This window comes from Streptomyces turgidiscabies Car8 (genome assembly GCF_000331005.1).
GTDB lineage: Bacteria > Actinomycetota > Actinomycetes > Streptomycetales > Streptomycetaceae > Streptomyces > Streptomyces turgidiscabies.
Genome location: NZ_AEJB01000493.1, coordinates 1 through 21,120, shown reverse-complemented (window position 1 = coordinate 21,120; position 21,120 = coordinate 1). Strand labels below are relative to the sequence as shown.

Below are 21,120 nucleotides of genomic sequence, written 5' to 3'. Positions count from 1 at the left end.
GCGACGTCCGCATCGAGGGCCTGTATGAGCTGGGCGGCTGCCTTTCGGTCTTCGCGAGGGCGTGTGCGGCCGAGAGCAACCAGGTTGATCAGCGGCGGCGCAGTGGGCTCTGGACACATCGGAAAAGGCTCATGGTGCGACCGAGCCGGTGGCCGATGTCGCGGCACCATCGGCGCACATTCTTTTCCTGGATATCGAGTCCGTACCCGCCGAGTTGACGTTCGATGCTGACGCGGATGTACCCCATAAGCCTGGATGGCCGCATGGGGCACCTCACAACGACTCAGGGCGTCGGCGTAGTCGTCGGGCGGCCGTTTTTTCGTGATCACGTGAGCTGAAGGAGGGCGAGCGGACGGTTCCCTGCCCACGGACGTACGCCTCGGAGCTGTTGCGTCTGCCAGCACCGTCAGGTGGAGCGAGCCGACTGTGTTGGGGGATGATCTCCTGCGTGGCTGAAGAGGCAGGTACTGGTGCGGACGACGCTTGTCTATGGGATGAGCGACTGAGCTGGGCAAGAACCACCTGCTTGCTGCGGTGGAGCACACCACCGGGCTCGTCCTGGCTCAGCTCGACGTCGGCGAGAAGACCGGGGAGACCAGGCGCTTCCAGCCGCTGCTGGACAACGTCGCCGACCTGGCCGGAACCGTGGTCACCAGCGACGCGCTCCACACGCAACGCGAGCATGCCGCCTACCTCCTGGGCCGCCGGGCCCACTACATCGCCATCGTCAAGGGCAACCAGAAGAACCTGCGTAAGCAGCTGAAGTCCCTGCCCTGGAAGGACATCCCGCTCCAAGGCCGCACCCACGGCACAGGCCACGGCCGCGCCGAGATCCGTCGCAAAAGGTCGCCACCGCGGGAAACCTGCGCTTCCCCGGCGCCCACCAGGCCGTGCAGATCGCCGACGAACCGACCGCAAGACCGGCAAGACCACCCTCACCACCGTCTACGCGGTCACCAGCCTGACCGCCGAGCAGGGCACTCCCGCCCAGCTCGCGAAGCTCATCCGCGACCACTGGAAGATCGAAGTCCTGCACCACGTCCGCGACACCACCTTCGCCGAGGACGCCTCCCAACTGCGGACCGGCAACGCACCCCGCGCCATGGCGACCTGGCGCAACCTTGCCGTCGGGGCCCTGCGAATGAACGGCGTGAAGAACATCGCCTCCGGCCTCCGCCGGAACGCGCGCGACGCCCGCCGACCCCTCGCGCTCCTCGGCCTCGCGTGATCACAAAACGGACGCCCGCCGACTACGCCGAAGCCCTGCCTCATGCCGTACACCTCCACCCACTCCCGGGCCGCCGACGGCCAGTGCGCCTTGCCCGCGGAGAGCACCGCCGCCACGCTCAGCGGCCCACCCTCGAAAACCGACAGATGCATCCTGTCTACCGTGCCGCCAGGGACACCCGTCGCTGCGTACACGGTCTGCCGGACCGCCTCATCACCTTGCACTCCGAGCACGGGGGGCCGGGCATTCGCGTAAACCCCCCGAAGGTGCAGCCCCATCAGGTCGGCGATCTCAGCTGATGGGCATCGGTTCACGCGAGCCATCCGATCCACCCACGACGCGAACGCCTCGTTCGTTTGCGGGGCCGTGACCAGTGCTAATCGTCGTGGACTCCACACTCTCATTTTCAGCGTCCGCCCTCATCGGCGGCGGGTCGAGCCTAGGCGCCCTTGGCGGGAATAGGAACATGTGACATTGTACTGATGTGAGCAAGCGACTGACCTGCGATGTTGTGGTCATCGGTGCCGGAATGGTCGGCGCCGCCTGCGCCCTGTACCTCGCCCGGGCGGGCCTCGTGACCCTCGTCCTCGACCGGGGACCGGTGGCCGGCGGCACCACCGGCGCCGGTGAGGGCAACCTGCTCGTCTCCGACAAGGAGCCGGGGCCCGAGCTGGACCTCGCGCTGCTCTCCGGCCGCCTCTGGAACGACCTCGCCGCCGAACCCGGTATGGGCGGCGCCGTCGAGTTCGAGGCGAAGGGCGGGATCGTCGTCGCCTCCGACGCCGAAGGCATGGCCACGCTGACCCACTTCGCCGCCGGACAACGGGCGGCGGGTGTCGAGGCCGAGACGGTCGACGCCGGCCGGCTCGCCGACCTGGAACCACATCTGGCCCCCGGCCTCGCGGGCGGCGTCCGGTATCCGCAGGACTGCCAGGTGATGCCCTCCCTCGCCGCCGCCCAGGTCGTCCGGGCGGCCCGGCGGGCCGGAGCCGAACTGCGTACCGGCACGGCCGTCACGGACATCCTGCGCGCACCGGACGGCTCCGTGCGCGGCGTACGGACGGCGGGGCTCGGCGACATCCACGCCCCGGTCGTCGTCAACGCGGCCGGCACCTGGGGCGGCGAGGTCGCCGCGCTGGCCGGGGTGCGCCTGCCGGTGCTGCCACGCCGGGGCTTCGTCCTGGTCACCGAACCACTGCCGCCCGGCACCGTCCGGCACAAGGTGTACGCCGCCGACTACGTCGCCGATGTCGCCAGCGGTGACGCCGGGCTCCAGTCCTCCGCGGTCGTCGAGGGCACGGCCGCGGGCCCGGTGCTGATCGGGGCCAGCCGTGAACGGGTCGGCTTCGACCGGACCTTCTCCCTCCCCGTCGTGCGCCGGCTGGCCGCCCAGGCGACGGCCCTCTTCCCGGTGCTCGGCTCGGTCCACGCGATGCGCGCCTACCTCGGCTTCCGCCCCTATCTGCCGGATCATCTGCCGGCCATCGGGGCGGATCCCCGGGCGCCGGGGCTCTACCACGCGTGCGGTCACGAGGGCGCGGGGATCGGGCTCGCGGTCGGTACGGGGCACCTGATCGCGCAGTCGCTGACGGACCGGACACCCGACCTCGATCTGACGCCGTTCCGCCCGGACAGGTTCACCGGCGGGGAGCAGTGAGGACCGTGAAGAAGACAACGAAGGTGAGGACGGTGAAGCAGGTGAAACAGGCGAAGAGAACGACTCCGCTGGAGCTGGCCCGGGCGCGGCCCGGACCCCCGTTCACCGTCACCGTCGACGGGGACGAGACCGACGCACTGCCCGGTCAGACCGTCGCCGCCGTGCTCTGGTCGGCGGGCATCACCTCCTGGCGCGGTACCCGGGGCAGCGGTGCGCCGCGCGGGATCTTCTGCGGCATCGGGGTCTGCTTCGACTGCCTGGTCACCGTCAACGACCGCCCCAACCAACGGGCCTGCCTCGTCCCGGCCGCGCCCGGCGACGCGATCCGCACCCAGGAGGGCACCGGCCATGACGAACTCGGCTAGCGCGTCGTCGCTCGCGGTGGTCGGCGCGGGTCCGGCGGGCCTCGCCGCCGCGCTGACGGCGGCCGACCGGGGTGTACGGGTCGTACTGCTCGACTCGGGCGCGCAGGCGGGCGGCCAGTTCTACCGGCAGCCCGCACCCGCGCTGAAGGCACGCAGACCCCAGGCCCTGCACCATGCCTGGGGCACCTGGAGGAAGCTGCGGGCCCGACTGGCGGCACATGTCGCGGCGGGCCGGATCCGGCATCTGGCGGGCCGTCATGTGTGGTTCGTGGAACGGGAGTTCGGCGGTGGTAGCGGTTTCGGTGTGCACGCCCTCCTGGGACCCGGGCAGACCGAGTCGCAGACCGTCACCGCCGACGCCGTCCTCCTCGCCACCGGCGGCTACGAGAAGGTGCTGCCCTTCCCCGGCTGGACACTCCCCGGAGTTGTCACCGCGGGAGGAGCGCAGGCGATGCTCAAGGGCGGCCTCGTCCTGCCGGGCCGTACGGTGGTCGTCGCCGGGACCGGGCCGCTGCTGATGCCGGTCGCGGCCGGCCTCGCCGCGGCGGGCGCCGAAGTCGCCGCGTACATCGAGTCCACACACCCCGCCGACTTCGCACGGCACACGGCGACGCTCGCCGCCAACCCGGCGAAGATCGCCGAGGCAGCTCGGTACGCGGCCCAACTGCTGCGCCACAAAGTGCCGGTGACAGTACGTCACACCGTCCTCGTGGCGCACGGCACCGACCGCGTCGAGGCCGTCACCGTCGCCGCCCTGGACACCCACGGCCGGGTACGGCCGGGTACCCGGCGGCGGATCGCCTGCGACACCCTGGCCGTCGGACACGGCATGCTCGCGCACACCGACCTCGCCGAGACGCTCGGGTGCTCGATCGACGCCACCGCCGACCCCTGCGTCGTCACCGACGCCGAGCAGCGCACCGACGTCGACGGTGTCTGGGCGGCGGGCGAGGCCACCGGTATCGGGGGAGCGGTGCTGGCTCTCGCCGAGGGGGAGATCGCCGGGTACTCGATCGCCGCGCGGCTGAAGGGAGTTGAGCCTCGTCCTGTCGACTGGGTTTCGGCTGCCCGGGTCCGCACCAGGCTGCGGAGGTTCTTCGCCGCTCTCGACACCGTCTACGCACCGCCCGCCCACTGGGCGGAACAGGTCGCCGACGACACCGTCGTCTGTCGCTGCGAGGAGGTGACGGCGGCGGAGGTCCGTGAGGCGGTGGAGGAGTTGGGGGCGACGGATCTACGCACCGTCAAGCTGCTCACCCGGGCAGGTATGGGGTGGTGTCAGGGGCGGGTCTGCGCGGCCGGGGTCGCCGGGGTCGCGGGCTGCCCTGTCGGGCCGGCGAAACGGCCGTTCGCGCGGCCGGTTCCGCTGGGTGTGTTGGCACAGGAGCCCGAACAACCATGAGGTCCAAGTCGTCTGCGGGTCCGTTGTGGCTGGTCGCGCAGTTCCCCGCGCCCCTGAAAGGGGCGCTTCCCTCCCTCCGATTCCGAAAGCCGAGGCACCTATGAGCACCCCTGCCCCCGCCCCCGTCTGGCGTGGCGTTCTCGTCGCCACCGCGCTGCCGTTGAACGACGATCTGAGCGTCAACTACACGGCGTACGCGGACCATTGCCGCTGGCTCGTCGAGAACGGCTGCGACGGCGTCGTACCGAACGGCTCGCTCGGCGAGTACCAGGTGCTGACCCCCGAGGAGCGGGCGAAGGTCGTGGAGACCGCCGTCGACGCGATCGGCGGCGACCGGGTCATGCCCGGCGTGGCCGCCTACGGCTCCACCGAGTCCGCCCGCTGGGCCGAGCGGGCCAAGGACGCCGGCTGCGCCGCCGTCATGCTGCTGCCGCCCAACGCCTACCGAGGCGACGAGCGTTCGGTGCTCGCGCACTACGCGGCCGTCGCCGAGGTCGGTATCGACATCGTGGCGTACAACAACCCGATCGACACCAAGATCGACCTCACCCCCGAACTGCTCGCCACGTTGCACGCGGCCGGACACATCAGGGGTGTGAAGGAGTTCTCCGGTGACACCCGGCGCATCTACCAGATCCAGGAACTCGCCCCGGAACTCGATGTGCTGATCGGCGCCGACGACGTCCTGCTGGAGCTGGCCACCGCCGGAGCGGTGGGCTGGGTCGCCGGCTACCCCAACGCCCTGCCCCGGGCGACGGTCGAGCTGTACCGCGCCGCCGTGGCAGGCGACCTGGCCACCGCGCTGCCGCTCTACCAGCAGCTGCACGCCCTCCACCGCTGGGACTCCAAGGTCGAGTTCGTGCAGGCGATCAAGCTGTCGATGGACATCGTCGGCCGGCACGGCGGTCCGGTCCGTCCACCGCGTATGCCCCTGCTGCCCGAGCAGGAGAAGGCGGTCCGCGAGGCCACCGAGAAGGCCGTCGCCCTCGGCCTCGCCTGAGCCGACAGCCGGCCGACCCGCGTCGACCCGAATGAACCTGAGAGGATCGCGATCATGCGCAGCAAGCTCGTCCTGCACGCCGTCGACTCGCACACCGAGGGCATGCCGACCCGGGTCGTCACCGGCGGGATCGGCACGATCCCCGGCGGGACGATGAACGAACGCCGGCTGTGGTTCCGCGAACACCGGGACGACGTACGGAACTTCCTCATGAACGAGCCGCGCGGGCACCCCGCCATGAGCGGGGCGATCCTCCAGCCGCCGACCCGGCCCGACTGCGACTACGGCGTGGTCTACATCGAGGTCTCCGGCTATCTGCCGATGTGCGGCCACGGCACGATCGGCGTGGCGACCGTGCTCGTCGAGACCGGCATGGTCCCGGTCGTCGAGCCGGTCACCACCATCCGTCTGGACACCCCGGCCGGGCTCGTCGTCGCCGAGGTGGCGGTGGAGAACGGCGCGGCCAAGACCGTCACGATCCGCAACGTCCCTTCGTTCGCGGTGGAGCTGGACCGCAAGGCGACCCTCGCCGACGGACGCACGGTGACGTACGACCTCGCCTTCGGCGGCAACTTCTACGCCATCCTGCCCCTCGACGCGTTCGGCCTGCCCTTCGAGCGCGAGCGGAAGGACGACATCCTCGCCGCCGGACTCGCCCTGATGGACGCGATCAACGCCGACGGTCCGCCCGTACACCCCGAGAACCCGACCATCAACGGGGTCCACCACGTCTACCTGGCGGCCCCCGGCTCCAACGCCACCCGATCCCGGCACGCGATGGCCATCCACCCCGGCTGGTTCGACCGCTCGCCCTGCGGCACCGGCACCTCCGCCCGGATGGCCCAGCTGCACGCGCGCGGTGAACTCCCACTGCACCAGGACTTCCTCAACGAGTCCTTCATCGGCACGTCGTTCACCGGGCGGCTCGTCGAGAGCACCGAGGTCGCCGGGCGCCCCGCCGTGGTGCCCACGATCACCGGCCGCGCCTGGATCACGGGCACCGCGCAGTATCTGCTGGACCCGGACGACCCGTTCCCGGCCGGGTTCGTACTCTGAACACCGCACGAACCGAGATCCATCCAGGAGAACCCATGGCCGCTCAGCGCACCGGGCCCGCCCTGCCCAGCATCGGCGGGTCGCGGCCCAGCTACCGGGCGAGCGTCGCCGACGCGCTCCGGGCCGCGCTCGTCGCCGGTGAACTGCGGCCCGGCGAGGTCTACTCGGCGCCCTCGCTCGCCGCCCGTTTCGGCGTCTCGGCGACCCCGGTGCGCGAGGCCATGCTCGACCTGGTGAAGGAGGGCGTGGTCGACCCCGTACCCAACAAGGGTTTCCGGGTCACCACGGTCTCCGAGCGGCAGCTCGACGAGTACACGCACATCCGGTCGCTGATCGAGATCCCCACCACCGTCGGCCTCGCCGCGACCGCCGAGCCGGCCGACCTGGAGGCGCTGCGCACGCACGCCGAGGAAAGCGTGGCGGCGGCGGAGAGCGGCGATCTCATCGCCCATGTCGAGGCCGACCGCCGCTTCCACCTCGGTCTGCTCGCCCTGGCGGGCAACCAGCATCTGGTCGAGGTCGTCGGCGACCTGCGCGCCCGGTCCCGGCTGTACGGGCTGACCGCACTGGCCGAGCGCGGGCTGCTGAAGTCGACCGCCGAGGAGCACCTGGAGATCCTCGACGCGCTCCTCGCCCGGGACGCCGAGCGCGTACGGACCGTGATGACCCGGCATCTGGGCCATGTCCGGGGCGACTGGGCCCACTGAGTCACGCCCCGACCCCTCCCTGGAAGGCGTACGCGAACTCACCGTGCGCGTTCGGACGTGTTCGGTTGTTGCTGTCCGGGCCGGGGGAGGACACTGGATCCATGGCCTCCGCGCGCGCTGACGACGACCATCAGGACGGATCCGATCTGGTGGAACAAGCCGTCCGGCAGGCGTCGTTCTCGATGTCCGTATTCGACATCGAGCAGCGGTACCGGCGGCTCAACGACGTGGCCTGCCAGGTGATGGGCGTCGACGAGGACGCGCTCCGCGGCCAGGTCTTCCCGCACGGCGTGCCGGAGGACGTGGACTGGCGGGGCACGCTGCAGGCCCTGAAGGACGTGGCGACGACGGGCAAGCCCACGCACTACGAGAGCTTCACCCGCGCGCCCTCCGGGATCCGCGAGCACGCCTGGAACCTGGAGCTGTGGCCCGTGCGGGACGCCTCGGGCGAGGTGTGCGCGGTCGGGATGGCCGGGTTCGACAGCAGCGAGCAGCACTGGGCGCGGCAGCGGCTGGCGGTGCTCGACGAGGCGGCCGTGTCGATCGGCACCAGCCTCGACCTCGACCGCACCGCCCAGGAACTCGCCGACCTGGTCGTCCCCCGGTTCGCCGACTTCGCCAGCGTGGACCTGCTGGAGGCGGTCATGCGCGGCGACGAGCCCGTCGACGCCGGCCCCGACGGCGAGGTCGTCCTGCGTCGCCTCGCCCACGCCACGGGGACGGACTGGGTGCCCGGGGCCGTGCTGGGCCTGGGCACCACCGACACCTACGCGCCCTACTCCCCGCCCGCCCGAGCCCTGCGCACCGGACAGACGGTGCTCAGCCACAGCGGGGCCCCCGACTTCGACCGGTGGATGGCGAGCGCGCCCGTGCGGGCCGAAAGCCTGCGCGGAACCGTCGTCACCTCACTGGTGGCGGTGCCGCTCATCGCGCGCGGGACGACACTCGGGGTCGCCGTCCTGCTGCGCACCCGTCCCGACGTCTTCAACGAGGACGACTTCGTCCTCGCGAAGGAACTGGCGAGCCGCGCCGCCCTCTGCGTCGACAACGCCCGCCGCTACACCCGCGAACGCGGCACCGCCCTCGCCCTCCAGGAAAGCCTCCTGCCGCGCGGCCCCTCCCCCCAGTCGGCGGTGGACGTCGCCTCCCGCTATCTGCCCACCGACTCGACGGCCGGCGTCGGCGGCGACTGGTTCGACGTCATCCCCCTCTCGGGCGCGCGCGTCGGCCTCGTCGTCGGCGACGTGGTGGGCCACGGCATCCAGGCGTCGGCGACCATGGGCAGACTGCGTACGGCGGTCCAGACCCTCGCCGATGTCGACCTCCCGCCCGACGAACTCCTGGCCCACCTCGACGACCTGGTCCTGCGCCTCGCCGCGGACGACGACAGCGCCACGGGCGGCGACCGGGTGGCCGCCGGCGCCACCGGGGCGACCTGCCTGTACGCGGTCTACGACCCGGTGTCCCGCGAGCTGACCGTGGCCAGCGCCGGCCACCCGCCACCCGTGCTGGTCATGCCGGACGGCGAGACCCGGGTCGTGGACGTGAGTGTCGGACCGGTGCTCGGGATCGGCGGTCTGCCCTTCGAGACCACCGAGATCCAGCTGCCGGAGGGCACCCTCGTCGCCCTGTTCACGGACGGGCTGGTCGAGGCCGGCGAACGCGACCCGGACCTCGGAACCGCCCTGCTCGCCCGGACCCTCGCCGCCGGTCACAGCACGCGGGCCTCACTGGAGGACCGCTGCGACCAGATCCTCTCCGCCCTCCTGCCGACGACACGGCCCGGCGACGACGTGGCCCTGGTGCTGGCCCGCACCCGCGCCCTGGACGCAGGACACGTACGCGTCTGGGACCTGCCCGCCGACTTCGAGGTGGTCGCCGAGGCCCGCAGACGCGCCGTCGCCCAGCTGGGGGAGTGGGGCCTGGAGGAGGCCGCCTTCGTCACCGAACTGGTCGTCAGCGAACTGGTCACCAACGCGATCCGCTACGGCGCCGACCCGATCCAGCTCCGGCTGATCCACGACCGTACGCTCATCTGCGAAGTCTCCGACGGCAGTTCGACCTCACCGCACCTTCGCCGGGCCAGGACCTCCGACGAGGGCGGCCGGGGCCTTCTCCTCGTCGCCCAGCTCACCACCAGCTGGGGCACCCGGCACACCAGGAACGGCAAGACGATCTGGGCGCAGCAGGCGCTGACCTGACGTGTGTCGGCGGTGTTCCGAGGACGCTCAGGACACGGCCGTACCGCCCGCGACGCGCAGCCGCTCGGGGACCGCCCACCACTGGTCCGGCCGGTCCACCACCACCGACTCCGGCCCGGTGTCGAGGAACCGGGCGAGCCGGAAGAGGTACGCGGCGATACCCGCCGCGCCCTGCATCCACGCGGTGCCGGGGGGCAGCAACGGGGACTCCTGACGGTATTCGACGAACCGCCAGCGGGCGCCCGCCCCGTCCCTGACGGCCCGCTCCACCAGCGCGTCGCCCATCACCCGGGCCCCCCGCACCAGAACCTTCGCGGTATCGGCGTCCGCGCAGTCCTGAGCCGCGTCCAGGAGTACGTCGCCCACGCCCGCCGTGCCGCAGCAGCGGCCGTCGTTGTCCCAGAAGCCGGGGCGCAGCCGCTGCGGGAGGCCCGAGGTGAGGATCGAGGTCATACAGCGCTGCCGCAGCTCACCCACGTCCAGCCCCGACACCTCCGTGACACCCGCGTGCGCCAGCGCCGAGAACAGGTGCGAGGTGCCCGCCGGACCGTGGCACCACGTGTACGTCACCGGCTCGACCTCCCGCTTCGACGGCGGGATGGTGTGCGGAACGACGAAGCCGCCGTCGTCCAGGGAGCCCACCGACAGGACGTGCCCAGCTCCCCGGACGGCCGCCTCGACGAAGTCCTCGCGGCCCAGCGCGACCCCCGCCACGGCCAGCGCCGAGGCCACTCCGGCGGTGCCGTGCGAGTAGTTCGGCGCCCGCCACTCCGTGGCCGCCCCGATGCCCCAGTCCAGGCCGGCCTCCGTACGGTGCGCCACCCGCAGCAGTGCCTCGCAGCCCGTCGTCGCGAGGGACTCCGCGTGTTCGCCGCCGGCCCAGACGGCGGTGAGCACCACGCCGGCGGTGCCCATGATGATGTCGTTGAGGGGGGCGTCGGAACCCTCTTCGAACTCGACGGTGGTCCTCCAGCCGTCGGGGGCCGCCAGCTCGGCCAGCCGCCGCAGCGCGACCGACTCCGAGCCCGGCGCGAGCAGCCGCAGCGCCGTCACGTCGCCGGCGAGACCGTCGTACAGCGACGGTTCCGTCCGGGTCTCCGCCGCCGACGACAGCCTCGTCACGATCCCGGTCGCCAACGACCGCTCCCGGTCGGTGGGTTCGCGGTGGCGGGCGATCTCGGCCAGCACGGGGGCCAGGCCCGCGATTCCTCCGTAGAGGCTGTCGCGGTCCTTCGCGGGTACGGGGTCCGGGCCGTCCTCGGCCGCGTCCTCGGACACCGTCTCCGGCAGCCACGGCCCGTCGTCCTCGCGGATCTGGCCCAGTACCCAGGACCAGGCGGCCTCGCCCAGTTCCCGGTACCCGTCGGATGAGTTGATCGCGTCACTTGAGTCGTTGTCCGGCACCCGCTCACGCTACAACCGCCAAATACCCGCCGGATCACCGCCGGTAGGGCCCACCTGCGGCGCCAGGCGCTCCCGCTCCGCCGCTTCGGTCACGGGTGAATGGCAATCTGTTCCCCACGTGGGCGGGAGCGGTCACTTCGGCACGGTAGAAAGGACCCATGGTGGACCGCGAGACCCCCGCAGGGGACATGGACGATGTTGACGCGGTGACCCGTGCGGTACTGACGGCGTCACGGCTGCTGGTGGCGGTCTCCGCCCGGTCCCTCGCCGCGGTCGAGGAACGCGTGACGCTGCCGCAGTTCCGGATGCTGGTCGTGCTGTCCACCCGCGGGGACACCAAGCTGGTGACGCTCGCCGACCAGCTCCAGGTGGCCCCGTCGACCGCGATGCGCATGATCGACCGGCTGATCGCGGCAGGCCTCGCCGAGCGCCACCTCAACCCCGACAACCGCCGTGAGACGCAGCTGGGCCTCACCGAGGAGGGGCGTCGCACGGTCGAGGACGTCACGGCTCGGCGGCGGACCGAGATCTCCGGGATCGTCGCCCGTCTCGCCCCCGACCAGCGGGCGGCGCTCGTCGAGGCGCTCACCGTGTTCACCGAGGCGGGCGGCGAGCCCCCGGCCCCGGCGGCGGACGACACGGAGCCGCACCCGCTCGGCTGGGTGGACACCGTGATCGTCTGACACCGTCCTCGTCGTCGTTCAGCCGGCTGCGGACGGGCCCGTGGGCGCCGGGGCGGCCGTGCGGATGTTCAGGTCGGGGCGCGGGGTGAGCGCGACGATCGGTGCGCCCTGCTGGGGCGGCGGCGGGGTCGTGTTGTCCTTGGGCAGTTTCGGTGGCGTGCTCTGCTGGAAGTTGACCTGGTCGATGTTGACCAGACCGGTGTTCTCCAGCACCGTCATGTGGTCGAGGACCGTGTCGTTCGCCAGGTCGGCCAGGGCGCGGACCATGGAGTTCCTGGTGGTGGCGCGGGTCTTGGCGATGACCGGGAAGATCTGGCCGTGCGTCACCCGCATGATGGTGACGGCGGTCGAGTCGAACTCCTTGCCGGTGGCCGCGTCGGCGGTGGCCACGAACTGCTGCTGTTGAGGCGACGCCAGGTTGGGCAGCACGACCCCCAGCTCCGGCGAGATCTTGCGGCACATGTCGTCGAGTCCGGCGTGACCGACGATCAGGTGCTTGCCGGCTTCCCGCATCTCCGGGGTCGTGCCCCGCTCCATCGCCATCTCGCCCAGCGGGTACTCCCACAGCCCCGCCGCGCGCACCTTCACCACGAAGTCCCGGTCGGCCTCGGTGAGGGGGCCGTACCGGGTGTTGGCGATGACACGGTCCGGTGAACTCGTCGTGTTCTGCACCCCGACCATGGCGGGGTAGGCCAGCGCGGTGAGGGTCAGCCCCAGAGCGCCGAACACGAACACGTTCCCCGCCATTTTGGCCGAGATGGGCATGGTGCCTCCTGAGGTGAGCGGCTCGTACGTCAGGAGGTACGGGAGAGAGGCGGGTTTCAATCATTGCTCAGGGTAAATTTTGCACTCTGCCAAATCTGGGACGCGGGATGATCGGTGGATGGAAGCTGTGGAGGGCAGGAGCGACGGTGGCGGCGGCGGTGCCGACGCGGCTGAACAGGCGGAGATCTCGTCGCCGCGCGAGGCCGCGAACAACGCGCTGGTGCTGGCGTTCGGGCGGTTGCAGGGCGCGGCGAACCGCCTGGAGTACCTCCTCGGCCGCTCCCTGGAACAGGAGTGCGGCATCAGTCACCTCATGTTCGAGGTGCTGCTCATCCTGGGGCGGGCGGGCGAGCCCGGGCTGTCCATGCGGGCCGTCGCCCAGGAGCAGGTGCTGACCACGGGCGGGGTGACGCGTCTCGTCGACCGGATGGTGGCGGCCGGACTGGTGGAGCGGGCCGAGGACCCGGGCGACCGGCGCGGCCGGCTGGTGCGTCTGACCGGACTGGGGGAGGAGACCGTGGTGCGGGCGTCCCGGCTGCACGTCGAGAACATACGCCGCTACTTCGTGGCGCCACTGCCGCCCGAGGACTGGGAGCGGTTCACCGAGGGCCTGCGCATTCTCAGTCACTCCGCGCGCGACGAGCTGCCCCGCCTGCCCTGACCCGACGGCCGCTGTGTGGCCGTGCGGGGATGTGGCGGGCGCCACATGATGGAGACGGGCGCGTGGAAATATCTGACACGTCAGTTACTGTTTTCTCAGGCGAAGCGCTCGCGCAAGGTGGGCGCCCCACCCCTGCCGAGGTCCCCCATGAAGCTCGTCTACGCGTTCGACGCATACTGCGGCTGGTCGCACGGGTTCTCCGGAACCCTGAGCGAGATCGTCTCCCGCCACCCGGAGATCCCGGTGGAGGTGGTGTCCGGCGGTCTGTTCACCGGCTCGCGCCGGGTGCCGATCAGCCAGTTCGGGTACGTCAAGGGCGCCAACGCCCAGATCACCGAGCTGACCGGTGCGGAGTTCGGCGAGGCGTACGAGGAGCTGATCGCCGACGGTTCGTTCGTGATGGACTCGGAGGTCGCCGCCCACGGGGTCGCCGCCCTGCGCGAGGCCGCGCCCGCCCGTGCGGCTGAACTCGCGATCGCGCTGCAGCGGGCCTTCTACGTCGACGGCCTCAGCCTCTCCGACCCGGCGACCTACCGGAAGGTCGCCGAGGCGGCCGGCCTGGACGCCGACGCCGTGGTGGCCGCCTTCGAAGGGCCCGGGGCGCGGGTCGCTGCCGGAGCCGACTTCCACCGGGCCGCCTCCCTGGGCGTCACCGGCTTCCCGACCCTCCTGGCCGTCGACGGCGACCGTGTCACCGACCTGGCCCGGGGCCACGCCACCGCCGACGAGGTCGACCGGCGGCTCGCGGCCCTTCGTACCCCCTGAACCTCCCCGTCCCCACTCTCCCCTTCACCCCGCTCGTCCCCCTCCCGCCTCTCCCTCCTCCTCACGCCCCAACCCCCTTACCCGCAAGGAGCTTTCGATGAGTGCCCTGTCCTTCAAGGTCCTGGACCTGGATTTCCCGGCCGGCAGCAAGAACAAGACCGCCACGCTCGTCACCGGTGAGAACGAGGCGCTGCTGGTGGACGCCGCCTTCACCCGCGCGGACGGTCACCGGCTCGCCGCGGAGATCCTCGACTCGGGCAAGACGCTGACCACGGTCTTCGTCAGCCACGCGGACCCCGACTTCTACTTCGGCGCCGAGGTGATCGCCGACGCGTTCCCCGACGCGACGTTCGTGGCCACCCCGATCGTCATCGACCACATCCAGCACTCCTACGAGGGCAAGCTCAAGGCGTGGGCCGCCCTCGGCCCCAACCTCCCCACCCGCCTGGTCGACCTCCAGCCGCTCACCGGCGACCTCACCCTGGAGGGCCACCGCTTCGAGCTGAAGGGCGGGACGCCCGCGCTGCCCGACCGCCACTACCTGTGGCAGGCCGAGTCCCGCACCCTCCTCGGCGGCGTCCTGCTCTTCCAGCAGGAGCACGTCTGGGTCGCCGACACCGCCACCCCCGACGACCGTGCCGCCTGGATCGGCCTGCTCGACGAGATGGCCGCCCTCGCCCCGGAGCTGGTCGTCCCCGGCCACCGCCTGCCCGGCACCCCGGCCGACGCGACCGCCATCTCCGCCACCCGCGAGTACCTGGTCGCCTTCGAGGAGGAGCTCGGCAAGGCCGCCGACGGAGCCGCGCTGACCGAGGCGCTGGTCAAGCGCTACCCCGGCAACGGCATGCTGATCGCCGCTCAGATCGGTGCGAAGGTCGCCAAGGGCGAGATGAAGTGGGGCTGACCATGACCCTCTCCGAGTTCGCGGCCTCCACCGCTCCGGCCGACGTCGTACGGCGCCAGTACCTGGCCTCCGCGGCAGGTGACCTGGCGGCCCTGCGGGCCACTCTCGCCCCCGACGTGGAGTGGACGGAGATGGCCGGCTTCCCGCTCGCCGGCACCTACCGCACGCCCGACGGCGTCACCGCCAACGTGATGGAGAAGCTCGGCCAGGACTGGGACGGATGGGCCGCGCACGACGACACCTATGTGGTCGACGGCGAGAACGTCGTCGTCCTCGCCCGCTACACCGCCGCCAACAAGGCGACCGGCAAGCCGATCGACGTCCGCGTGGCCCACCACTTCGTCGTACGCGGTGGACTCATCGTGCGCTTCGAACAGTTCGTCGACACGGCGCTCGTCCGGGACGCCATGACGGAGTGACCCGAAATGACGGACTGACCCGAAGCGGCGCGTGAGGGGGGCGGCGCGAGGGGGCTTGAGGGCGGTGGTCCGGCCTGTCCTCGCCCGCAGCCGCCAGGGATGCGGCGCGTCGATGAGCGCCCTGGTGCAGCCCTCGGTCGTGGCCGTGCCGCCGACGTCGCGGGTGAGGACGTCGGCGGCGGTCGCGGCCTCGACTGCTTGCTGGACCGGGCCGCGCATCGCCGATCGCGCCGAGGGGGTTCCGGGCCCTGGGCCGCGATGTCGGGGGAGGAGCCGTGGACGGGCTCGAAGGTTTGTGGGGAGGGGCGCGGGCGGGCGAGTGGCGTGCGGCGAAGCCCGCACCCGTCTTCCCATTGCGCGATGGGGGAGGAGCGTTCATTATCAGGAATCCTGATAGTTCAACGTTGCAGTGATGGGTGACCGAGCCATGCCATTCAGCCCCGGAATCAAGGCCAGAGCGATCCAGTTGCTGCTCGGCCGCGTGATGTCCCGCGTGCACAAGGACCTGCGTTTCAGCGACATCCCGAAGCGCACCGAGGTTCTCCGGGTGGAGACCGGCGCCGGCCCGGTGACCTGTACCGTCTACCGTCCGCCGGTCGGCAGCGAGACCCCGGCCCCCGTGTACGTCAACCTCCACGGCGGCGGCTTCGTGGTCGCCCGTCCCGAGCAGGACGACCACATCTGCCGCTACATAGCGGCCACGGCCGGCTGCGTCGTGATCAACGTGGACTACGCGGTGGCCCCGCAACGTCCGTTCCCCGCCCCGGTCACCCAGGCGTACGACGTCACCGCGTGGGTCGCCGCGAACGGTGAGGCCCATGACTGGGACGGCTCGCGACTCGCCGTGGGCGGACACAGCGCCGGAGCCAACCTGACCGCCGCGGTCTGCCGCACGGCACGAGACCGCGGCACCTTCACCCCCCGGCTCCAGCTCCTCGACTCGGGGCCGTTCGACCAACTCGCCGACCCGGCCACCAAGCATTCCCCCATCGCGAAGCCGCTGCTCACACCCCAGCTCATGCGGATCTTCAGCGCCGCCTACGTCCCGGACCCCGCGGACCTCACCCATCCGCTCGTCTCGCCCGGACTCACCGACGACCTCGCCGGACTGCCGCCCGCCCTGGTCATCACCGCGCGGAACGACCGCCTGCACGAGGAGGGCGCCGCCTACGCCAAGGCCCTGGAGGCCGCCGGCGTCCCCGTCACCCACCGCGTCTTCGAGGGCGTCGACCACTACTTCACCCACACCGGCCCGGTACGGGAGGGGAAGGAGGCCATCGACCTGATGGCCACCACCCTGCGCACGGCACTGGACGCCTGACGCGGGTCGGCCGCCGCCGCGCTTATTAGCCCGTCACGTCGGCGACCCGGGCCACGACGTCGGGCAGGTTGATGTCGGAACCGTGACCCTGGTCCCAGTAGCAGAGGCGGTTGACCTGGCCGCGAGGCGGTGTGCGTCGCTGTCGGAGGCGGGTGCCGGTGACGCCGGTGGTGTCGTTCTTCAGGCCGTACGCCGTGAAGTGGCGGGCCTAGGGGTTGCCGGGACCGAACTGGTTGCTCCCGCCGGCCGACAGGTCGAAGGAGTGGAAGGCGGGTTTCTCGGTCTCGGTGGTCACAGGTGCCCTTCGGAAGAGCACCGGGAGTCACAGGAGACATATGCCAGCAGGGGGGGCCGCGGCGTAGGCGGCCATGCCCTCACTGGAACCCAGCCCGTCCATGAGCACGCCGAGGACGAGACAGCCGATGCCGATGAGCGCCGACTCGACGAATGCGATCATCGACAGCAGGCTCGCCCGATGGCGCGACGGCACGAGCCGAGGGCACTGGGGAGTGGAAATCTTGGCGATCTTCGCGAAACCGCGCCCAGTGCCGGACTTGTGCAACGCGGTCCGCGGAAGGCCGCCACAGGCCCAAGGTCCCAGACAAGTCCCAGGGCGCTCCCAGCGGCGGCCCCCTACGGCGTGCGCTTTCATGATGTGCGCTCACCTGGGCCCTTCCCCGGTGTGGGGTGTGGTCCTCGGCGTCGGTCAGCGTGGGAACAGACCGTCGGCGTCGACCGCCAGGTAGGTCTCGGGTGTGGTGGCTGTGCAGATCCGCACGGGTACGGGCCAGGCGGCGAGGGCGAGAGCGCCATGTCCCCCCAGCTAAGGTCAGCCGCTCACTGCCCGAAGTGCTCCCGGCCTGCGGCCGTTGAGACGGTCCAGCGCGGCGGCCGTGGCCTGGTCGGCCGGCAGGTGCACCACCAGGCGACGGCCCTCGTCCGCGAGCACGAGCGTCTCGAACGACAGACGCAGGCGACCTGCCTCGGGATGCTCGACCACCTCGAGCCCGAAACGGGAGGGCGGGGCCGGAACAGCGGCGAGCCGGTCGCTGAACGGCGCTCCGGCCGCCGCCGTCAGCTCGTCGGCCAGGACGGCGACATGAGGGTCGTACAGCGAGGACTCGTTGCGCAGATGGGCGACCTGCTCGTCGGCCAGCCGGTCCCACCCGGGGAACACGGCGCGGGAGCGGTCGTCGGTGAACAGGTACCGCATCATGTTGGGAGGGTCGCCGTCGAGCAGGCCGAGTGGACCGGCATACCGCTCGTAGCCCTGTGTCCAGGCCACGAGGTCTCCCATCCGGTCGAGCAGGACGGCCGGCGCGGGCTCCAGACTCTCCAGGAGTGACCGCAAGGTGGGGCGCACCGTGCGCTCCGGCGGTGCGGTGACCGACTGGCACAAGTCCTTGTCCTCGCCGTGTTCCCTGAGCAACCGGTGCAACAGCACACGGTCCGCCGTCGACAGCTGGAGGATGTCGCCGAGGGCGGCGAGGACCTTGGGCGAAGGGTTGCGGTCCCGGCCCTGTTCGAGCCGGGTGAGGTATTCGACGCTGATGCCGGCGAGGGTGGCGAGCTCGGCGCGGCGCAGCCCCGGCGTGCGACGGCGAAAACCCGCGGGCAGGCCCGCCTCGGCCGGGGTGAGGGCTTCGCGACGGGTACGCAGGAAGGTGCCCAACTCGTTGTCGTTCACCTCTCGAACGTACAACGTGCCCCGGCGCGAAGGGTGGCCCTGCCACTACTACCCTTCGGCCGGTCTCCCCTGCCCCGCCGCAGGGCCCGCACGATGAGGGCATGAGCAATGACACCCCTGCGAACACCACTGTCACGTCCGTCACCGCGCTGCCCCTCGGTCCCGGCGAGTGGGAACTCGACCCCCACCACTCATCGGTCGACTTCACCATCCGCCACCTCGGGATCAGCAAGGTCCGCGGCCGGTTCACCGAGTTCACGGCCGGGCTGTACGTCGGTGAGACCCTCGACGACGTGCGGGTGACCGCCGAGATCGCCCTGGCCTCCGTCGACACCGGGAACGCCGACCGCGACGCGCACACCCGCTCGGCCGAGCTGCTCGACGTGGAGAAGCGTCCGACGATGACGTTCCGCTCGACGCGGATCTCCGGGGACGGTGAGGACTGGACGTTGGCGGGGGACCTGACCATCGGGGACGTGACCCGCCCGGTCACGCTCGCTGTCGAGTTCGGCGGGGTGGTGGACTCCCCTCTGGATCACAGGAAGCACGCCGGGTTCGAGGCGACGGGCGAGATCCGGCGCGGCGACTTCGGGCTGAACTTCTTCCCCGGGCTTCTGGGTGAGGTCATCAAGATTCGCCTGGACATGCAGTTCGTCGGGTCGCAGACCCAGGACGTCTGACTGAGCGACGAACGACGCACCGCGGGGCGGTCGCGCGGGCGTGACGATCGGCGCACCCACCACATGCGACTTCGACGCGGGACCGACGACCTCGGGCCCCACGTCGGGAGGAGGACCTCACATGAGCAGTGCCCTCGTACGCAATCCAGGCGACGGCCCTACCTTCAGCTACCACATGAACGTGGTCGAACAGGTGGTGAGCAACGCCGAGTCGAACGGATTGATCAGCGTCACGCGTCAGATCGCGCGCCCCGACCAGGCGCCGCCCCTGCATACCCACAGCCAAGAGGACGAGAGCTGGATCGTCCTGTCCGGCCGCGTCCGGTTCTGGGTCGGATCGACCTCGTTCGACGAGTGCGAGGAGTACGAGGCCGAGCCCGGCGCTTTCGTCTGGGGGCCCCGATCAGTCCCCCACAGCTACCAGGCCATCACATCGACCGCGGAACTCCTCGTCATGTGCAACCCCGGAGCCATCGAAGGCTACTTCCGCGAGGCCGGAGCCACCGACTCGCGCAGCGACGCCCCCCACAGCCTCATGGAGGAGTACGGCTTCGTGATCCACGGCAACCCACCCCCCGCCCCCCGGACGTACTGATCACGAGTGTCGTCGACACTCGCCGGGCTTGATCAGGGCGACGACATCCAGTGTGGTGGAACTGCTCGTGCCGCACGCACCACGCGGAGATCTACGCGTCCCCAGGCGATGCCCGGTCGACCGTTCACGGCAGGTCTACGCCATCCTCGCCGAGGCCATCGCGGGCGGCTCAGTGCAAGCGGTGGTCGTCGGCCGGGCGCCACGAGCATGGCCAACCCCAACCCCAACCCCAACGCCCAGACCCTGGCTGGCCTTTCTGGCCGAGCAGGTCCTCTCAGGCGTGCTGCGGGTAGCGGTCACCGCCACCTGGCCGCTGGAGCAGGCCGCGGAGGCGTTCGCCGCCCTTCGGTGCCGGCGCCCCGGGCAAGACCGCCGTCTCCTGCTCCTGAACACGCCCGACAAACGCCGTCTCCTGCTCCTGAACACGCCCGACAAACGCCGTCTCCTACTCCTGACCACGCTCTACAAAGAGGTAAGACCATGCCCGCCAGGGAGCCCGCCCATGTCACCTGACCAACTGATGATGCGCGCCGTGCGGTACGACCGTTACGGAGGCCCCGAAGTGCTCTCCGTCGGTGACGTTCCGCGTCCGTCCCCCGGGCCGGGCCAGGTGCTCGTCCGGGTCCACGCATCCAGCGTCAACCCGATGGACGTGAAGATCCGCTCCGGCGGGCTGCGTCTGATATCCGGGCGACGCTTTCCCAAGGGCACCGGAGGCGACTTCGCCGGTGAGGTGGCCGCACTCGGCAGCGAGGTCACCGACGTCACGGTGGGCGAACACGTGTGGGGCATCCTCAGCGACGTCTCCGGACGGACGGGCGCGGCCGGCGAATACGTCCTGGCCAAACCCCAGGCCATCAGCACCGCCCCCAGCGGCACGGACCTGGTCGCAGCGGCCGCCCTGCCCGCGGTCGGCATCACCGCACTGCGCGCCCTGCGGGACACCCTGCGCCTGCGCTCCGGCCAACGGCTGCTCGTGGTCGGCGCGAGCGGCGGCGTCGGCAGTACGGCGGTCCAGCTGGCCCACGCCTGGGGCGCCCACGTCACCACCATCGCCGGCGCCGCCAACGCCCCGTTCTGCCGCGAACTCGGCGCCGACGTGGCCCTGGACTACGCCACCACCCCACCGAACGCCCTCAAAGGGCAGTTCGACGCCGTCCTCGACTGCCACGGCTCCTCTGTCCGCGACTACCGACGCGCTCTGCGCCCCGGCGGTCGCATCGCCTCGCCCACCGCCGGCGCCATACCCTTCGCCCTGCTGTCCCTCGTCCTGCCCGGTCCACGCGTACGGCTGATCATGGCCAGCCCCCGACGCACGGACCTGAAAACCCTCGCCGATCACGTCGACAAGCAAGACCTGCGTCCGGTCATCGAGCGCGTGTATCCCCTGGACGAGATCCAGGACGCCCACCGAGCCACCGAAACCGGCCATGCCCGCGGCAAGCGCGTCATCCGCCTCGTCTAGCGCCCAGTACTACAGGGGCTGGATCTGGATCACCCGGAGTCGTGGCCGCCTTCGGAAATGGTGCGAAGTCCCTGGTTGATGGCGGTGGGAGTCGAGTCGACCGTGGAGGGCAGTGAAGATGAGTATCCACAGGTCAGCAGGTATTTCGCGGTGCC

20 protein-coding genes and 2 pseudogenes are annotated in these 21,120 nt (G+C 71.2%); 18 read left to right on the top strand and 4 right to left on the bottom strand.

Going from position 1 to position 21,120, the window contains the following annotated elements; genetic code table 11:
- Positions 1–534: 534 nt before the first annotated feature.
- From STRTUCAR8_RS54730 to STRTUCAR8_RS35275, 9 genes and pseudogenes are all read left to right on the top strand, one after another.
- Positions 535–789, top strand: a pseudogene (locus STRTUCAR8_RS54730) (transposase); the annotation flags it as partial.
- A gap of 172 nt (positions 790–961) precedes the next feature.
- Positions 962–1,066: pseudogene (locus tag STRTUCAR8_RS55875) on the top strand (hypothetical protein); the annotation flags it as partial.
- 646 nt (positions 1,067–1,712) lie between these two features.
- Positions 1,713–2,885: an NAD(P)/FAD-dependent oxidoreductase gene (locus STRTUCAR8_RS35305; protein ID WP_006381043.1), complete on the top strand. Its 1,173-nt coding sequence runs from the start codon at positions 1,713–1,715 to the stop codon at positions 2,883–2,885.
- A 5-nt stretch (positions 2,886–2,890) separates the two neighbouring features.
- Positions 2,891–3,250, top strand: coding sequence for a (2Fe-2S)-binding protein (locus STRTUCAR8_RS35300; RefSeq protein WP_234372554.1), 360 nt, complete (start codon positions 2,891–2,893; stop codon positions 3,248–3,250).
- Positions 3,234–4,652 (top strand): FAD-dependent oxidoreductase, encoded by a 1,419-nt coding sequence (locus STRTUCAR8_RS35295; RefSeq protein WP_006381018.1) that lies wholly within the window; start codon positions 3,234–3,236, stop codon positions 4,650–4,652. The genes STRTUCAR8_RS35300 and STRTUCAR8_RS35295 overlap by 17 nt, the downstream gene beginning before the upstream one ends.
- 100 nt (positions 4,653–4,752) lie before the next feature.
- Entirely contained in the window at positions 4,753–5,652 is a 900-nt protein-coding gene (locus STRTUCAR8_RS35290; protein ID WP_006381020.1) for a dihydrodipicolinate synthase family protein, read from the top strand.
- A 54-nt stretch (positions 5,653–5,706) separates the two neighbouring features.
- Positions 5,707–6,708 (top strand): proline racemase family protein, encoded by a 1,002-nt coding sequence (locus STRTUCAR8_RS35285; RefSeq protein ID WP_006381023.1) that lies wholly within the window; start codon positions 5,707–5,709, stop codon positions 6,706–6,708.
- A 35-nt stretch (positions 6,709–6,743) separates the two neighbouring features.
- Positions 6,744–7,415, top strand: coding sequence for a GntR family transcriptional regulator (locus STRTUCAR8_RS35280; RefSeq protein WP_006381030.1), 672 nt, complete (start codon positions 6,744–6,746; stop codon positions 7,413–7,415).
- 101 nt (positions 7,416–7,516) lie between these two features.
- On the top strand, positions 7,517–9,616 hold the full coding sequence (locus STRTUCAR8_RS35275) for an ATP-binding SpoIIE family protein phosphatase (RefSeq protein ID WP_006381025.1): 2,100 nt from the start codon (positions 7,517–7,519) through the stop codon (positions 9,614–9,616).
- Between the two features lie 27 nt (positions 9,617–9,643).
- Here the strand turns inward: STRTUCAR8_RS35275 and STRTUCAR8_RS35270 are convergent, their stop codons facing one another.
- Positions 9,644–11,020, bottom strand: coding sequence for a lanthionine synthetase LanC family protein (locus STRTUCAR8_RS35270; protein ID WP_006381034.1), 1,377 nt, complete (start codon positions 11,018–11,020; stop codon positions 9,644–9,646).
- Positions 11,021–11,178: 158 nt separating this feature from the next.
- On the opposite strand from STRTUCAR8_RS35270, the gene STRTUCAR8_RS35265 reads away from it, so the two are divergent.
- Entirely contained in the window at positions 11,179–11,703 is a 525-nt protein-coding gene (locus STRTUCAR8_RS35265) for a MarR family winged helix-turn-helix transcriptional regulator (RefSeq protein ID WP_044473447.1), read from the top strand.
- Between the two features lie 18 nt (positions 11,704–11,721).
- On the opposite strand, the gene STRTUCAR8_RS35260 is transcribed toward STRTUCAR8_RS35265, so the two are convergent.
- Positions 11,722–12,468: a DUF4142 domain-containing protein gene (locus STRTUCAR8_RS35260; RefSeq protein ID WP_006381022.1), complete on the bottom strand. Its 747-nt coding sequence runs from the start codon at positions 12,466–12,468 to the stop codon at positions 11,722–11,724.
- A 118-nt stretch (positions 12,469–12,586) separates the two neighbouring features.
- Between STRTUCAR8_RS35260 and STRTUCAR8_RS35255 the strand changes: the two genes are divergently transcribed.
- The 5 genes from STRTUCAR8_RS35255 (at position 12,587) to STRTUCAR8_RS35235 (ending at position 16,538) form a co-directional block, all read left to right on the top strand.
- Entirely contained in the window at positions 12,587–13,129 is a 543-nt protein-coding gene (locus tag STRTUCAR8_RS35255; protein ID WP_044473446.1) for a MarR family winged helix-turn-helix transcriptional regulator, read from the top strand.
- A gap of 147 nt (positions 13,130–13,276) precedes the next feature.
- A complete protein-coding gene (locus tag STRTUCAR8_RS35250) occupies positions 13,277–13,894 on the top strand; it encodes a DsbA family protein (RefSeq protein WP_006381042.1) in 618 nt (205 codons plus the stop codon).
- A 97-nt stretch (positions 13,895–13,991) separates the two neighbouring features.
- The gene (locus STRTUCAR8_RS35245) at positions 13,992–14,798 is read left to right on the top strand and encodes an MBL fold metallo-hydrolase (protein ID WP_006381037.1); all 807 of its coding nucleotides are present in this window, start codon (positions 13,992–13,994) and stop codon (positions 14,796–14,798) included.
- A gap of 2 nt (positions 14,799–14,800) precedes the next feature.
- On the top strand, positions 14,801–15,217 hold the full coding sequence (locus STRTUCAR8_RS35240) for a nuclear transport factor 2 family protein (protein ID WP_006381032.1): 417 nt from the start codon (positions 14,801–14,803) through the stop codon (positions 15,215–15,217).
- Positions 15,218–15,644: 427 nt separating this feature from the next.
- Positions 15,645–16,538 (top strand): alpha/beta hydrolase, encoded by an 894-nt coding sequence (locus STRTUCAR8_RS35235; RefSeq protein ID WP_044473450.1) that lies wholly within the window; start codon positions 15,645–15,647, stop codon positions 16,536–16,538.
- A 322-nt stretch (positions 16,539–16,860) separates the two neighbouring features.
- Here STRTUCAR8_RS35235 and STRTUCAR8_RS55250 read toward each other — a convergent pair whose 3' ends face one another.
- Entirely contained in the window at positions 16,861–16,995 is a 135-nt protein-coding gene (locus tag STRTUCAR8_RS55250) for a hypothetical protein (RefSeq protein ID WP_267889060.1), read from the bottom strand.
- A 372-nt stretch (positions 16,996–17,367) separates the two neighbouring features.
- Entirely contained in the window at positions 17,368–18,225 is an 858-nt protein-coding gene (locus tag STRTUCAR8_RS35225; protein WP_006381031.1) for a helix-turn-helix domain-containing protein, read from the bottom strand.
- A gap of 101 nt (positions 18,226–18,326) precedes the next feature.
- Here STRTUCAR8_RS35225 and STRTUCAR8_RS35220 point away from each other — a divergent pair, with 101 nt between their 5' ends.
- From STRTUCAR8_RS35220 to STRTUCAR8_RS35210, 3 genes are all read left to right on the top strand, one after another.
- Complete coding sequence (locus STRTUCAR8_RS35220) at positions 18,327–18,905, top strand: YceI family protein (RefSeq protein ID WP_006381021.1); 579 nt, start codon at positions 18,327–18,329, stop codon at positions 18,903–18,905.
- A gap of 121 nt (positions 18,906–19,026) precedes the next feature.
- Complete coding sequence (locus STRTUCAR8_RS35215; RefSeq protein ID WP_006381038.1) at positions 19,027–19,500, top strand: cupin domain-containing protein; 474 nt, start codon at positions 19,027–19,029, stop codon at positions 19,498–19,500.
- 502 nt (positions 19,501–20,002) lie between these two features.
- The gene (locus STRTUCAR8_RS35210; protein WP_234372553.1) at positions 20,003–20,965 is read left to right on the top strand and encodes an NAD(P)-dependent alcohol dehydrogenase; all 963 of its coding nucleotides are present in this window, start codon (positions 20,003–20,005) and stop codon (positions 20,963–20,965) included.
- Positions 20,966–21,120 lie beyond the last annotated feature (155 nt).